This window comes from Streptomyces sp. NPDC001848 (genome assembly GCF_042891915.1).
Taxonomy (GTDB): domain Bacteria; phylum Actinomycetota; class Actinomycetes; order Streptomycetales; family Streptomycetaceae; genus Streptomyces.
Window position 1 is genome coordinate 172,857 of sequence record NZ_JBIATP010000007.1, and the last position, 13,982, is coordinate 186,838.

Annotated in this window: 13 protein-coding genes; 5 read left to right on the forward strand and 8 right to left on the reverse strand. The window is 71.2% G+C overall.

Translation table 11 applies throughout. From position 1 onward, the window contains the following. Positions 1-55 precede the first annotated feature (55 nt). From ACFYZJ_RS16235 to ACFYZJ_RS16265, 7 genes are all read right to left on the reverse strand, one after another. Positions 56-1,651 carry a dipeptide ABC transporter ATP-binding protein gene (locus tag ACFYZJ_RS16235; RefSeq protein ID WP_388567981.1) on the reverse strand — a complete coding sequence of 532 codons (1,596 nt, stop codon included), beginning with the start codon at positions 1,649-1,651 and terminating at the stop codon, positions 56-58. Continuing rightward, positions 1,648-2,646 carry an ABC transporter permease gene (locus ACFYZJ_RS16240; RefSeq protein ID WP_388567983.1) on the reverse strand — a complete coding sequence of 333 codons (999 nt, stop codon included), beginning with the start codon at positions 2,644-2,646 and terminating at the stop codon, positions 1,648-1,650. Before ACFYZJ_RS16240 ends, ACFYZJ_RS16235 begins: the two co-directional genes overlap by 4 nt. Continuing rightward, the gene (locus tag ACFYZJ_RS16245) at positions 2,643-3,668 is read right to left on the reverse strand and encodes an ABC transporter permease (RefSeq protein WP_388567985.1); all 1,026 of its coding nucleotides are present in this window, start codon (positions 3,666-3,668) and stop codon (positions 2,643-2,645) included. The genes ACFYZJ_RS16240 and ACFYZJ_RS16245 overlap by 4 nt, the downstream gene beginning before the upstream one ends. Positions 3,669-3,672: 4 nt before the next feature. Next, entirely contained in the window at positions 3,673-5,385 is a 1,713-nt protein-coding gene (locus ACFYZJ_RS16250; protein ID WP_388567988.1) for an ABC transporter substrate-binding protein, read from the reverse strand. A gap of 182 nt (positions 5,386-5,567) precedes the next feature. Continuing rightward, positions 5,568-5,660 (reverse strand): Ms4533A family Cys-rich leader peptide, encoded by a 93-nt coding sequence (locus ACFYZJ_RS16255; protein ID WP_388567991.1) that lies wholly within the window; start codon positions 5,658-5,660, stop codon positions 5,568-5,570. A gap of 56 nt (positions 5,661-5,716) precedes the next feature. Next, the gene (locus ACFYZJ_RS16260; protein ID WP_388567994.1) at positions 5,717-7,036 is read right to left on the reverse strand and encodes a DUF3152 domain-containing protein; all 1,320 of its coding nucleotides are present in this window, start codon (positions 7,034-7,036) and stop codon (positions 5,717-5,719) included. 8 nt (positions 7,037-7,044) lie between these two features. Next, complete coding sequence (locus tag ACFYZJ_RS16265) at positions 7,045-8,112, reverse strand: alpha/beta fold hydrolase (protein WP_388567997.1); 1,068 nt, start codon at positions 8,110-8,112, stop codon at positions 7,045-7,047. Positions 8,113-8,336: 224 nt separating this feature from the next. On the opposite strand from ACFYZJ_RS16265, the gene ACFYZJ_RS16270 reads away from it, so the two are divergent. The 4 genes from ACFYZJ_RS16270 (at position 8,337) to ACFYZJ_RS16285 (ending at position 10,432) form a co-directional block, all read left to right on the forward strand. Further along, positions 8,337-8,558 (forward strand): hypothetical protein, encoded by a 222-nt coding sequence (locus tag ACFYZJ_RS16270; protein ID WP_388567999.1) that lies wholly within the window; start codon positions 8,337-8,339, stop codon positions 8,556-8,558. A gap of 260 nt (positions 8,559-8,818) precedes the next feature. Then, positions 8,819-9,463: a TetR/AcrR family transcriptional regulator gene (locus ACFYZJ_RS16275; RefSeq protein WP_388568002.1), complete on the forward strand. Its 645-nt coding sequence runs from the start codon at positions 8,819-8,821 to the stop codon at positions 9,461-9,463. A 194-nt stretch (positions 9,464-9,657) separates the two neighbouring features. Further along, the gene (locus tag ACFYZJ_RS16280; protein ID WP_103843673.1) at positions 9,658-9,885 is read left to right on the forward strand and encodes a DUF3107 domain-containing protein; all 228 of its coding nucleotides are present in this window, start codon (positions 9,658-9,660) and stop codon (positions 9,883-9,885) included. 277 nt (positions 9,886-10,162) lie between these two features. Next, entirely contained in the window at positions 10,163-10,432 is a 270-nt protein-coding gene (locus ACFYZJ_RS16285) for a hypothetical protein (protein ID WP_388568005.1), read from the forward strand. A gap of 305 nt (positions 10,433-10,737) precedes the next feature. On the opposite strand, the gene ACFYZJ_RS16290 is transcribed toward ACFYZJ_RS16285, so the two are convergent. Continuing rightward, positions 10,738-11,484, reverse strand: a complete 747-nt coding sequence (locus ACFYZJ_RS16290; RefSeq protein WP_388568008.1) for a ferritin-like fold-containing protein — start codon at positions 11,482-11,484, stop codon at positions 10,738-10,740. A gap of 487 nt (positions 11,485-11,971) precedes the next feature. Here ACFYZJ_RS16290 and ACFYZJ_RS16295 point away from each other — a divergent pair. Then, on the forward strand, positions 11,972-13,982 hold a 2,011-nt coding region (locus ACFYZJ_RS16295; RefSeq protein ID WP_388568011.1), incomplete at its 3' end, for a DEAD/DEAH box helicase.

Below are 13,982 nucleotides of genomic sequence, written 5' to 3' on the forward strand. Positions count from 1 at the left end.
GGCCGCGTTCGGTCGCGCTAGCGGTTCACCGGCTCACTTTCGGCCTGCGGCCGGGTCACGCGGCGGTGAGCTCCCTGCGGGCCGTGCGCCGTTCGGCCGCGACCGCGGGGTCCAGCGCGGGTACGGCCGTCAGGAGTTGCTTGGTGTACGCGTCCCGGGGCGACTCGTACACCTCGTCGGTGGGGCCGTACTCGACGATCCGCCCCCGCCGCATCACCGCGACCCGGTCGCTGACCTGGCGCACGACGGCGAGGTCGTGTGCGATGAACACCAGGGCCAGCCCGAGTTCGCGCTGCAGCTCGGCGAGCAGGGCGACGACCTGCGCCTGGGTGGTGACGTCCAGCGCGGAGACCGGCTCGTCGCAGACGATGACGCGCGGTTCGGCGGCCAGCGCACGCGCGATGCCGACGCGCTGGCGCTGACCGCCACTGAACTCGTGCGGGTACCGGTCGTAGTGCGCCCCGTCGAGGCCCACGCGCTCCAGAAGTTCGCGCACGCGCCCCCGGATGCGCCGCTCATCGGACTCCCCACGCGCCCGCAGCGGGTCGGCGATGGACTCGCCCACGCTGCGCCGGGGGTTGAGGGAGGAGACGGGGTCCTGGAAGACCATCTGCACGGCCGGGTTCACCCCTGTCCGCGTGGCGCCCCCGTGGCGGACCTCGCCGGCCGTGGGTTCCAGCAGCCCGACCAGCATGCGCCCCAGGGTGGTCTTCCCACTGCCGCTCTCCCCCACGATGCCGAGGGTCTCGCCGCGCCGCACCGTCAGCGACACGTCGTCGACGGCGGCGAACTTCCGGCTGCCGCGGCCGAACTCGCGACGAAGTCCCACCGCCTCGACGACGACCTCGTCCGACGCGGCGCTCTCCGCCACCCGCGGCGCGTCCACCCGCGGCACCGCGCTCAGCAGTGCGCGGGTGTACTCCTCACGAGGCTCCCCCAGCACGGTGGCGACCGCGCCGCGCTCGACGGCCTTGCCGTGCCGCATGACGAGCACCTGGTCGACGCTCTCCGCGGCGACGCCCACGTCGTGCGTGACGAGGATCAGCCCCATCCCGGTCTCCTCGCGCAGGCTGTGCAGCAGGTCCAGGATCTGCGCCTGGACCGTCACATCCAGTGCGGTGGTCGGCTCGTCGGCGATCAGCAGGTCCGGTTCGCAGGCGAGCGCCATGGCGATCAGGGCGCGCTGGCGCATGCCGCCGCTGAACTCGTGCGGGCGTGAGCGGGACCGTCGTGCGGCGTCCGGGATGCCCACCCGGTCCAGCACCTCGACGGCACGCGCGCGTGCCGCACGCCGGGAGGAGCGCGTGTGCACCCGGTACACCTCGGCGATCTGGTCACCGATCGCGTAGTACGGATCCAGGGACGACAACGGGTCCTGGAACACCATCGCGGCCCTGCCGCCGCGCAGCCGCCGCAGGTCCTCGTCGGACGCACTCTGCACGTCGGTGCCGGCGACCCGGACCGAGCCGCTCACCCGGGCGCCCGTGCCGCGGTGCAGGCCGAGGAGCGCCGAGGCGACGGTCGACTTGCCGGATCCCGACTCGCCGACCAGACCGAGAGCGGCGCCCTCGGCCAGCCGGAAGGAGAGGCCGTCGACGGCGTGCAGGGAGCCGAACTCGACGGTGAGATCCGTGACTTCCACCAGGCTCATGCGAGCACCACCCGTCGGTCGGCCACCGCGTACAGGACGTCCGCGACGGCGTTTGCCAGCACCACGAAGAAGCCGATCACGAGGACCATGCCGACGACGACCGGCAGGTCGACGACCTTGACCGCCTGGACCAGTTCCTGTCCGATGCCGGGCAGTCCGAAGAGGGTCTCGGTGAGCACCGCGCCGCCGACGGCCGAGCCGAAGGTGACGGCGTTCAGGGAGATGACGGACGCGAACGCTCCGCGCAGCGCGTGCCGCGCGATGACCGAGCGTTCGCCGACGCCGTAGGCGCGAAACGTCCTGATGTGGTCCTCGGCCAGCGTCTCCAGCATCGAGGCCCTGGTCAGGCGGGCGAAGTTGGCGGCTTCGATCAGGGCGAGCGAGAGCCAGGGCAGCAGCAGGTTCCACGCCCACTGCTCGGGATCGTCGGTGAAGTCGACGTACTGCGGGAAGGGCAGCAGTTGCAGCTGACCACAGATGACGATCATCAGGATCAGGCCGATGACGAACACGGGTGTGGCCACGCCGGCGAGCGTGATCGCGGTCAGCGCCCGCTCGGTGACCCTGCCGCGCCGCCAGGCGGACAGCACCCCGGTGCCGATGCCCAGGACGAGCCAGATCACCATCGCGCCGAGCACCAGCGAGAAGCTGACCGGCAGCTTCGCCAGGATGATGTCGGTCACCTGCTGGTCGCTCTGGTACGACAGGCCGAGGCAGGGCGCCGGGCAGTGCTCGACGGAGGTGCCCGTCGAGTAGTCCTGGCCGGCGAACAGGCCCTGGAGGAAGTGCCAGTAGCGCAGGTACAGCGGGTCGTCGAGTTTCAGTTGCTGGGCGACCTGGTGCACCTGTTCGGGGGAGCAGCGAGGGCCGCAGGTGATCTGGGCGACATTGCCGGGTGTGACGTAGAAGACGACATAGATGATCATCGAGAGGGCGAAAAGGGTGACCACCGCGCCGACGACACGGCGCAGTGCGAAACCGCCGAGGCCGGTCATGCCCGCTCCTCCTTCCGTGCGGTCGCGTCCGCCCTGGCCTCCCGCTTGCGTCCGGTTCCGACGCGCAGACGCGAGGCCGCGCGCGGGTCGAGCGCGGTGCGCACGCCGTCACCGAGGACGGTGAGGGCGAACACGGTCACGAACAGCGCGCCCGCGGGCAGCAGCAGGTACTGCGGGGCGGCCTGGTACCAGACGTCGGCGGAGGTGAGCATCTGCCCCCAGGACGGGGTCGGAGGCTTGACCCCGACACCGAGGAAGGACAGGGCGGCCTCGACGGAGATGTTCTGCGGCACGAGCAACGCGGAGTAGGTGATGACGGGCGCGGCGAGGCCGGGCAGCAGCTCACGGCGGGCGATGCGGACGGTGCCCCAGCCACTGAGCCGGGCGGCGGAGACGTAGTCGAGTCCCTTGAGCGTGAGCGTCTGGGCTCTCACCAGCTTCGACAGGGTGCCCCAGCCGGAGACCAGCCCGACGATGAGCGCGACGAGCACGGGCCGCGGAAAGCTGCTCGGGACGATCGCCAGCAGCGCCAGCGCCATGATCATCAGTGGCATGGAGATGAAGATGTCGGTGATCCGGCTCAAGGTCAGGTCGACCCAGCGGTTGCCGAGGCCCGCCGCGATGCCCATGACGACACCGAGCAGGACCTGCACCACCGTGGCGGCGAGTGCCACGCCCAGCGACACCCGCGCCCCGTACACGAGCCGTGCGAACAGGTCGCGTCCGGTCTGCGGTTCGACGCCCAGCCAGTGGTCGCCGCTCATGCCGCCGAACGACCCGATGGGCACGCCGCCACGCGCCGAGTCGACGAGCGTCGGATGGTAGGTGGTCGGGTCCTGTCCCTCGAACGCTGTGAGCAGGGGTGCGGCGAGCGCGATTAGGACGAGCAACGCGACGACGGCCGCCGCGACAAGGACGGCGCGCTGCGCGCGCAGCCGCCGCCAGAACAGACGGGCCCCCGAGGCCGCCGGGACGGAAGCGTCCGCCCCGGCGGCCTCGACGGCGACAAGTGCCTCGCTCACAGCGCTACTTCACCGCGACCTGCGAGATGTCCAGAACACCGGTCCAGTCACTGATCACGATGTTCTTGACGTCCTTGCCGTACAGACGCTTGTAGACGGGGTGGAACAGCGGCACGACCAGGGCCTGCTCGCCGATCTTCTTGTCCAGTGCACCCCACCGCTTGGCGGCTGCGTCAAGATCCGTCAACTTGTTGATCGCGTCAATCTCGGCATTGACAGACTTGTCGTTCAGCAGGCCGGTGTTGAAGTTCGCGCCGTCCTTGACGATCTGCCGGCCGTCGAAGATCGGGGCCAGGAAGGGTCCGCCGGAGGGCCAGTCCGCGCCCCAGTGGGCCAGGAAGAAGCCGGGCTCGGTCTTGACGTTGTGGATCTTGTCCTTGTAGTCGTTGTTCTCCAGTCCCTGCAGCTTGACGGTGATGCCGGCCTTCTTCAGCGCGTCTTGGACGGCGGTGGCGATCTCCGGGCTGGTCTCGAAGTTCTTGTCGTTGGAATGCGTGAGGGTCACCGTGAGCCCGTTCGCGTAACCGGCCTCCTTCAGCAGTTCCCTGGCCTTGGCCGGGTTGCCGGTCGCACCCGCCGGGAAGAGGTCGTACGGCGTGTAGCCGAAGGACTTCTGGTTCGGAAGGAAGGTGGTGGCGGGCTCGGCCAGCGAGGAGCCGCCCGCCGCGTTGATCACGGACGACCGGTCGATGGCGTACGAGATCGCCTGCCGCACCTTGACGTTGTTGAACGGCTTGACCGTGGGATTGAACGCGATGTAGTTCGTGTAACCGAAGTGGCCGGTGCCGACACGCGAAGCCAGTTCCTTGTCGCCGGTCACCTTGGCGAGTTCGGCCGGGCCGAGGTTGGTGTCCGTGGTGACCGCGGCGGCGTCCGCGCCCTGGGACGCCGACAGCCGCTGGTTGATCACCGAGGAGTCGAGCCCGGAGCGTACGTCGATCCTGTCCGGGTAGGCCTTGCGCTGGTCGTCACCCGACCAGTACGCGTTGCGCTCCAGGATGAGCCGCTCGCCGTCGTTCTGGTTCTGGACGACCTTGTACGGGCCGGAGGAGATCGGGTGCTCCTCGTACTTCGTACCGGTGTCCTTGGCCTTCGGGACGGGCGTGAACTGGGTCTGCGTGGCCAGGTACGGGAACTCGCCCTCGGGCTTGTCCAGGTGGAAGACGATGGTCCGGCTGTCCGGGGTCTGGATCGCGTCGAGGCCCTTCTTGTCCTTGTACGGGCCCTGGTAGTCCGCCGCGCCGACCAGCCAGTCCCTCAGGTAGGGGGCGCCGCCGGAGAGTTCGGGGGCGAAGGAGCGCTCGATGCCGTACTTGATGTCCGCCGAGGTGATCGGCGTGCCGTCCTCGTACTTCAGGCCCGCCTTCAGCGTGTACGTCCACACGGTCGCGTCCTTGTTCGGGCGCCCGGTGTCGGTGGCGAGGTCCGGGACGACCTTGGCGCCGGCCGCGCCGTTCGCGCGGTTGCGTGTGGTGAGCGTGCGGAAGACCAGGGACGGGACGTTGCCGCCGCCGGAGGTGTACAGGCGGGCCGGGTCGAAGTCCTGCTGCGGATCGGAGTTCAGGACGGTCAGCGTGCCGCCCTTGTGCGGCGTGGAGTCGCCACCGGAAGCCTTGACACCGTTGTCCTTCGGCCCGCAGGCGGCGGCGCCCGCTGCCACGACCAGGCTGACGGATGCCGCTGCCACACGGCGCGCTATGACGGACGGTTGACGCATCGGAATGACGACCTCTCGGGACTCGTCTCTTATGGCGAGACGGATTGACGAAAATGTGAGACGGGACTGGTCAGACGTCTGCCTCGGCGCCGGGTCGTCGAAAGAAGTGTGAACCGGCCGGTGTCTGCCGACAGGTCACGGAAGAGAGGGGAACGTCGCGACGCGAACGCCTGAGGCGGGCGTCAGCGACAGTCGATGTCGGCCACGCAGAGCGCGGTCACGCCGATGAGCGCCAGCTCGATGGCGGCGCGACGGAGGGCGTGACGGGGCGACATGGGCAGCAATATGAACGAACTTTCCGCGTGTGTCAATGTGACGAGAGCTGCGCCCGTCAACTCCCGGGATACGGCCAGGGGTTGGCGCGGCAGTGGATTCCGTCGTGGTCGAGGAACTTGGTCTGCTGCTGCATGACCGGGGCGAGCTCGCCGTCCTTGTCGCAGGTCACATGGCCGTGGCCGAGGCGGTGGCCCACCTCGTGGTTGATCAGCATCTGACGGTAGGCGTGAATCGCGTCACCGTAGGTCGTCGAGCCCTGCGCCCAGCGGTAGGCGTTGATCATCACGCGCTCGGTCGACGCCGAGTCGCAGGAGACGTTGTCCTCCGTGGTGTCCAGACCCGACTTGGCGCACCAGGCGGCGGTGGTGCCGGGGCTGGCCAGCGTGATCACGAAGTCGGGCTTGCCCGACTGGATGCGCTCGAAGGTGCGGGCGCCGTTGTGGGCCCAGCTGCGGTCGTCGTTGAGGGTCTTCTGCACGGCCTGGGCGAAGAGTTCGCCGTCGAGCCCGAGGCCGTTCTCGACGTCCACGCGGTAGGTGTACTTCCGGCCGGTGCCGGATGCCTTGGCGACGCCGGGAACCGCTTCGAACGTGCCGGGCCCCTTCAGCTTGGCGCTGAGCGGGTACGTCCGGTCCATCGCCTGCTCGTACGTCAGCGGCGTCCCGCCGGGCGGGACGGAGCGGGTGGGGTCGGCCCCGATGGCCGGGCCGGAGGTGTCGCGGGCCTGGTCGGTCGCGGACCGGGACGGTGTGGCGGCGGTGCGGTCCTGTCCGGCGAGGAACTGGCCGGCGACTACGAGCGCGAGCACGGTGGTCACGGCGGCGGCCACGATCCCGGCGTACGAGCGTCCCCTGCCGCCGGTGCCGCGTGCGGTCTCACCGATCCCGGTGGGCGGCTCGCTCTCCTGGGTCTGCGTGCCGGGGTGAGACTCGTCGGTCGGGGGCGCGTGTGGGGCGCGGCCGGTGCGGCGCGGCGTGAAGACGTCCTCGTCCTCGTCGAAGGCTTCGAAGGCGTCGAGGTACTCCTGACGGGGCCCGGGCTGCGACCGCTGCCGGGGAATGCGGGGGGCGGTATGCCGGTGCGGCACCTCCCGGGCCGCGTCGGCCCTGAAGTCGCCCCAGGCGCCGCCGCCTTCACGGTGCTCGGGGTGACCGCCACGGGCCTGGGGGGCGCCGTCGGGAAGCCGGGGCACGCCATGGGCGGGGGTGCCGTCGGCGGGACGCGGGACGCCTCGGGCGGGCGTCCCGTCGGCCGTACGACGCGTGCCGCCGCCCGTCGCACCCCGTGTCGACCGGTCCGCCGCGGATATGCCCGGCGCCACCTCCGTGCCACCGCTCGCGCCGTCGCCCCGCCCCCTGCGGCTGTGTCGTCCCACGCCGCGTCTCAGCTCCTCGTGTCCGCCGTGCCGGTGCCGTCGCTCGCCGCGCCCTGCGAGGAGGTCCCGGTGGAGGTCCCGCCTGTCGTCGCCGAACCCGCGCTCGCCGATCCCTCACCCGACTCGCCCGTGTCCGCGACGAGTTCGCGGAACGCCGCAGCCACCACGTCCGGGTATTCCATCATCGCGACATGCCCCGCCTCGGGCAGGGTGAGCAGGCGGGAGTCGCGAAAGGCGCGGGCCGCGCGCTGGGCCATGCGGAACGAAACCAGCTGGTCCCGGCCGCCGTAGACCAGCAGTGTCGGGGCGAGGACCCGCTCCGCCTGGCGCCACAGCCCGTGCTGTCCGCCCAGCGTGTAGGCGTTGACGATCCCGCGTGCGGAGCGTGCCATCGCGTCCCAGAAGTAGGGCAGCCTCAGCCGCCGCTCCATCTCCTCGACCGCGTTGCGGAAACCCTCCGGCGTGACGCGTCCGGGGTCGCCGTAGCACAGCGCCATGACCCCGCGGACGCGCTGCTCGGCCGTCCACTCCTTGGTGTACCGGGTGAACAGGGCGGCGACCCCGGGCACCGCGAGCAGGCCCGTCGGGATGGCCCCCCGCTGGATGAGGATCTCGGGGAGGGCGGGCGAGACGAGCGTGAGCGTGCGCACGAGATCGGGGCGGACGGCCGCCACGCGCGTGGCGACGGCTCCGCCCATCGAGTTGCCGAACAGGTGCAGGGGACCGCGTCCGGCGGCGTCGAGATAGCGGATGACCGCGCGCGCGTGCCCGGTGACGGAGTAGTTGCCGTCGTCCGGCGGCGGGGAGTCGCCGAAGCCCGGCAGATCGACCGCCTCGCCGTCGACGTCCTCGTCGAGCAGCGCCATCAGCGCCGACCAGTTCTGGGAGGAACCCCCGAGCCCGTGGACGTACAGCGCGGGCGGCAGCCCTTCGCGCCGCGGTGGTCTCGACCGCACCGTCAGCGTGATCCCGGGCAGTGCCACCGACCTGAGCCGCTCGCCTTCCTCGATCCTGACGGGCGCCACCTTCGGCAGAACATTGGCGGCCGGGACGGACGGCAACTCGGTCGAAGACATGCGGCAATGTTACGAGACGATCACGCAGTGGTTCATGTGTTCGCCGTCACAGAGAGGGGCCGCGACGCCCGGCGCGCAGCGTTCCCCGAAGCCCATGGGGCATCGCACCAGACATAGCGTCCGGATCGGGTGTCTCCTAGGCTCATAGCAGGGCACCCGGATGTGGACCCCGCCTTTTCAGGGACGTTCCCGGAGTCCCAGGAGTTCTAGGAAGGGAGCCCACCATGGCCGTAGACCCCACTGATCCCGAGACGTTCGAGGACGACGGGAACGACGCCGCCGAACTCGACGTCGAGGCCCCGGAGAACGACGCCGCCGAACAGCACGCGGAGCTGGCGCCCGAGCGGGACGAGACCCTGAAGGGAGACGACATCCTGCGCGCCAACGAGGCGGACCTCGCGGAGCAGGCGCGCATCGTCGCCCTCGACGAGGACGACTACCGGTGAGCACTCGGCGGCTCGCGAGGTCGGTGAGGTACGACGACCACGTCAGGTAAGAGAACGACTGCGGGCGGTGAGCGACCGCCGAGCGTCACCCGGTGCGGGGGCATCCGTTCGTCCGCTCTGCCCCTGTATGACGTGTTCCGCGCGTCTTTCGCCACCGTCCGGTCCGTGAAATTCTGCGTTCGCACCGCGCACAGCAGGGTTACCGAAAAGTACGATGGCGGCGCGGCGCACACCGCATGTGGACGATTTTGGGAGGCGGCGTGACAGCCATCGAGCAGACAGAGGCGGCACGCCCGCGGGGCACTCGCCTGCCGCGCCGTGCCCGACGGAACCAGCTGCTGGGCGCCGCGCAGGAGGTCTTCGTGGCGCAGGGCTACCACGCGGCCGCGATGGACGACATCGCCGACCGCGCCGGCGTCAGCAAGCCGGTGCTCTACCAGCACTTCCCGGGCAAGCTCGACCTCTATCTGGCCCTGCTGGACCAGCACTGCGAGGCCCTGCTGCAGGCCGTACGGAACGCGCTCGCGTCGACGACCGACAACAAGCAGCGCGTACGGGCCACGATGGACGCGTACTTCACGTACGTGGAGGACGACGGCGGCGCCTTCCGGCTGGTGTTCGAGTCCGACCTGACGAACGAGCCCGCCGTGCGCGAGCGCGTCGACAAGGTCGCGAACGAGTGCGCGGAGGCGATCTGCGACGTGATCGTCGAGGACACCGGTCTGTCGCGGGCCGAATCGATGCTGCTGGCCTCGGGCCTCGGCGGCCTGGCCCAGGTGGTGGCGCGCTCCTGGCTGCACAGCGACCGCAGCGTGCCGCGCGACCAGGCGGTGCAGCTGCTGACCTCGCTGGCGTGGCGGGGCATCGCGGGCTTCCCGCTGCACGGGAGCGAACAGCACCACTGACCCCTCGGGGACCGATCGACGCCCTACGCCCCCGCCCGGACACCACCGGGCGGGGGCGTAGGGCTGTTTTGTTCCCGCCGGGTGTTCGCTCCTGGCGTGCCGGAGCGGAGCGTGTACGTCCCCTCACCGGGCTAATGTGTGCTGGTACGGCGCGGACGGCCGCGCACATCACTGACCGTCGGAGGGACAAAGCCGTGGAGGTCAAGATCGGCGTGCAGCACGCGCCCCGCGAGATCGTTCTGGAGAGCGGGCAGAGTGCCGAGGAGGTCGAGCGCGTCGTGTCCGAGGCGCTGGCCGGCAAGTCGCAGCTGCTGTCCCTGGTGGACGAGCACGGCCGCAAGGTCCTCGTCCCGACCGAGCGTCTCGCCTACGTGGAGATCGGCGAGCCCACCCCGCGCAAGGTGGGTTTCGGCGCGCTGTAGTTCCGGACGGAGCAGCGGAAGGGGCCCGGCGGTGTGTGTACCGCCGGGCCCCTTCCGCTGCCTGGGGGAGGTGCCGCTCGGGGAAGACACGTGCTCGGGAAGGTACCCACTCGGAAGAACCCACGGGAAGGCCGCCACTCGGAAGAACCCACTTGCTCGACGAACACTCAGACGGAGCACATCTGCCCCACCGGGGATGATTGTGTTCCGCGCGCCGCGGGTAATACCGGCTACGACCGATTTGCCCAGGCAGCAGCCGTGCGGGAGGGACCTCGTCATGCTCTTGGAAGCGCTCGGCTCCGCCGTCCTCGGGCTCGCCCTGGCGTGGGTGGCCGCGCGCCGGCTGCCACACCGTCTGCCCAGCCGCGTCCTGGTGCTGTCGACGGGTGCGGCGGGGGCGCTCTTCGGGGCGTTCCTCACCCACAGCACGCTGGCCCCGACGGGTCTCCTGGTGGTCCTGGCCGGGGCGCTGGTGGTCTCGGCGGCGTCACTGTCCCTGCTGCTGAGGCCCGCGGAAAGATTTCGCCGCCGCTCGGCGACGGCCTGAGGGCCGCCGCCGGGGCCGACGCCAGACGGCCGGCCGCCACAGACGGCGACGGCCGGGGCACCTCCGGTGAGGGGGTGCGGGAACTCCGTGAGCGGCTCGGGCGACGGGCGCGCGGGCTGCTGCGGCGTCGGCCGGCATGAGGCCGGCCGAGGGCGCCCCGAGCGCCCCGAGCGCGACCGAACGCGGGACGCACGGCCGCCGGACGGGCACCACGTGCCCCACCCCCGTACGGCCGACCGCCGCCGATACGTGTGGTGCCCCCGGGCCTGCGGCGCGTTCGGCCCGGGCCCGGGGGTCCGTCGGCGTCAGGCAGCCAGCCCCAGCGCGGCCATCCGCTTGGTGTGGGCCTCCGTGATCCGGGAGAACATCCTGCCGACCTCCGCGAGGTCGAACCCGTCCGCCACACCGCCCACCAGCATCGTGGACAGCGCGTCCCGGTCGGCCACCACCCGCTGGGACTGCGACAGCGCCTCGCCCATCAACCGCCGCGCCCACAGGGCGAGCCGGCCGCCCACGCGCGGCTCGGCCTCGATCGCGGCCCGCACCTTCTCCACCGCGAAACCGGCGTGCCCGGTGTCGTCGAGGACAGCCAGGACGAGTTCACGCGTGTCGGTGTCGAGGCGGGCCGCGACCTCTCGGTAGAAGTCACTCGCGATCGAGTCGCCGACGTACGCCTTGACGAGCCCCTCCAGCCAGTCCGAGGGCGCCGTCTGCTTGTGGAAGCTGTCGTACGCCGCCACGAACGGCTCCATCGCCTCCGTGGGCTCGGCCCCGATCTCCTTCAGCCGGTCCCTGATCCGCTCGAAGTGGTGGAACTCGGCGGACGCCATCTTCGCCAGCTCCGCCTTGTCCGTCAGCGTCGGCGCGAGCTTCGCGTCCTCCGCGAGCCGTTCGAACGCCGCCAGCTCCCCGTACGCGAGCGCGCCCAGCAGGTCCACGATCGCGGCACGGTACTGGGGGTCGGCAGAGGCGGTCGCCCAGTCCTGGGCGGCCACTCCGGTGGGTCCGGCGGGGGCCTCGGGGCTGTCGGGGGCGTTGTCAGGCGTCGTCATGAAGCGCACAATAGCCCGCTCATCGCCACCTGGAAGTCCCTGGTCAATCAGTGTGACGACGGCTACGTGACCGAATCGGCCACCGCGAGTGCGCGATTCCGGGGTATGGTGGTAATGCGCCTGCTGAGTGCGTACGTCTGGGAAGACGGCGTATCTCGACGGGCCGCATGTATGAGGATGCCCGGTCGGTGGCCCGATCGGCTCCGACCCGACAGCCCTCCTGGCCCGTACGGCACTGTGCGTACGGCACCCGGAGGGACCCTCAGCGGTACGAGCGCTGGAGCGTCGGCGTGGTCCCGTGCCACAGGCCCGTCCCCCAAGCAGGCCGACGTCATCCGGCACGGTCACGACCCCCGCGCTCGCCTCGCGCCGCCCACACAGAAGAGGCAGCACCCTGACTACCACTTTCCGAGACCTCGGGATCCTTCCCGAGACGGCCGAGGCCCTCGAAGCCGTCGGCATCGTCAATCCCTTTCCCATCCAGGAGATGACGCTCCCCGTAGCCCTCTCCGGCACCGACGTCATCGGCCAGGCCAAGACCGGTACCGGCAAGACGCTGGGCTTCGGACTCCCCCTCCTCGAGCGAGTCACCGTCCCCGCCGACGTCGAGGCGGGCCGCGCGAAGCCCGAGGCCCTCACCGACGCGCCGCAGGCGCTCGTCGTGGTCCCCACGCGCGAGCTGTGCACCCAGGTGACGAACGACCTGCTGACCGCGGGCAAGGTGCGCAACGTACGCGTCACGGCGATCTACGGCGGCCGGGCCTACGAGCCCCAGGTGGAGGCCCTGAAGAAGGGCGTCGACGTGGTCGTCGGCACCCCCGGCCGGCTCCTCGACCTCGCCGGGCAGAAGAAGCTGAACCTGAAGCACGTCAAGTGCCTGGTGCTCGACGAGGCCGACGAGATGCTCGACCTGGGCTTCCTGCCCGACGTCGAGAAGATCATGGACATGCTGCCCCCCAAGCGGCAGACCATGCTGTTCTCGGCCACGATGCCCGGTGCGGTGATCGGTCTCGCCCGCCGTTACATGTCACAGCCGACGCACATCCGTGCCACCGCGCCGGACGACGAGGGCGCGACGGTCGCCAACATCAGGCAGTTCGTCTACCGCGCGCACTCCATGGACAAGCCGGAGATGGTCGCGCGCATCCTGCAGGCCGAGGGCCGCGGGCTGGCGATGATCTTCTGCCGGACGAAGCGGACGGCGGCGGACATCGCCGAGCAGCTGCAGCGGCGCGGGTTCGCCTCCGGCGCGGTCCACGGCGACCTCGGGCAGGGCGCGCGCGAGCAGGCCCTGCGCGCCTTCCGCAACGGCAAGGTGGACGTGCTCGTCTGCACCGACGTGGCCGCGCGCGGCATCGACGTCGAGGGTGTGACGCACGTCATCAACTACCAGACCCCCGAGGACGAGAAGACGTATCTGCACCGCATCGGCCGTACGGGCCGCGCGGGCGCGTCGGGTACGGCGATCACGCTGGTCGACTGGGACGACATCCCGCGCTGGCAGCTGATCAACAAGGCGCTGGAGCTGGACTTCAACGACCCGGTGGAGACGTACTCGACCTCGCCGCACCTGTACGCGGACCTGGGCATTCCCGCGGGCACGAAGGGTGTCCTGCCGCGCTCCGAGCGCACGCGCGCGGGGCTTGCGGCGGAGGAACTGGAGGACCTCGGCGAGCCGGGCGGCCGGGGCTCACGTGGGCGCCGCTCCCCGGGCGCGTCCGCGGAAGGCGAGCGTCCGGCGCGTACACCGCGCCGTCGGCGCCGTACGCGGGGCGGTACGCCGCTGGACACGTCGGCGGCCACGGATGCGGCGACCACGGAGACGGCGGCCACGGAGGCGGCCGGATCGGAGGAGCGCCGCACCCCCCGCCGACGCCGCCGCACCCGTGGCGGTGCGCCGATGGAGGCGGCAGCGACACCGGTGACGCCGGTGACCGCGGAGCCGGCCGCGCCGAAGGCCGCCAAGGCCGACGAGGCGGCGGAGACGGCCGTGGAGACGGTCGAGGCCACGCAGACCAGGCCGCGCCGTCGCACCCGCAAGACGGCCGAGACGGTTGCGGCCACCCCGGCGGCCACCACGGCGACGGACGCGGCCCCGGCCGCCGCCGAGACCGCCGTGGACACCGCGGAAGCCGTAGAGGCCAAGCCGCGCCGCCGCACCCGCAAGACCGCGGAAACGGCACCGGCTGCCGACACTCCGACCGAGGCGACCGAGGCCAAGCCCCGTCGGCGCACCCGCAAGACCGCCGAAACGGCCCCGGCCACCGCCGAGACCGTGGTGGACACCGCGGAAGCCGCAGAGGCCAAGCCGCGCCGCCGCACCCGCAAGACCACCGAAACGGCACCGGTCGCCGACACCGCCGCCGAGGCCACGCAGGCCGTGGACACCGCGGAAGCCGCGGAGGCCAAGCCGCGCCGCCGCACCCGCAAGACCGCCGAAACGGCACCGGTCGCCGACACCGCCGCCGAGGCCACGCAGGCCGTGGACACCGCGGAAG

Excerpts from the sequence above, each read along its gene's own strand:
- ACFYZJ_RS16285 (WP_388568005.1), top strand. The coding sequence starts at position 10,163 with ATGCTCTTGGAAGCGCTCGGCTCCGCCGTCCTCGGGCTCGCCCTGGCG.
- ACFYZJ_RS16250 (WP_388567988.1), bottom strand. The coding sequence starts at position 5,385 with ATGCGTCAACCGTCCGTCATAGCGCGCCGTGTGGCAGCGGCATCCGTC.
- ACFYZJ_RS16265 (WP_388567997.1), bottom strand. The coding sequence starts at position 8,112 with ATGTCTTCGACCGAGTTGCCGTCCGTCCCGGCCGCCAATGTTCTGCCG.
- ACFYZJ_RS16270 (WP_388567999.1), top strand. The coding sequence starts at position 8,337 with ATGGCCGTAGACCCCACTGATCCCGAGACGTTCGAGGACGACGGGAAC.
- ACFYZJ_RS16255 (WP_388567991.1), bottom strand. The coding sequence starts at position 5,660 with ATGTCGCCCCGTCACGCCCTCCGTCGCGCCGCCATCGAGCTGGCGCTC.
- ACFYZJ_RS16235 (WP_388567981.1), bottom strand. The coding sequence starts at position 1,651 with ATGAGCCTGGTGGAAGTCACGGATCTCACCGTCGAGTTCGGCTCCCTG.
- ACFYZJ_RS16290 (WP_388568008.1), bottom strand. The coding sequence starts at position 11,484 with ATGACGACGCCTGACAACGCCCCCGACAGCCCCGAGGCCCCCGCCGGA.
- ACFYZJ_RS16240 (WP_388567983.1), bottom strand. The coding sequence starts at position 2,646 with ATGACCGGCCTCGGCGGTTTCGCACTGCGCCGTGTCGTCGGCGCGGTG.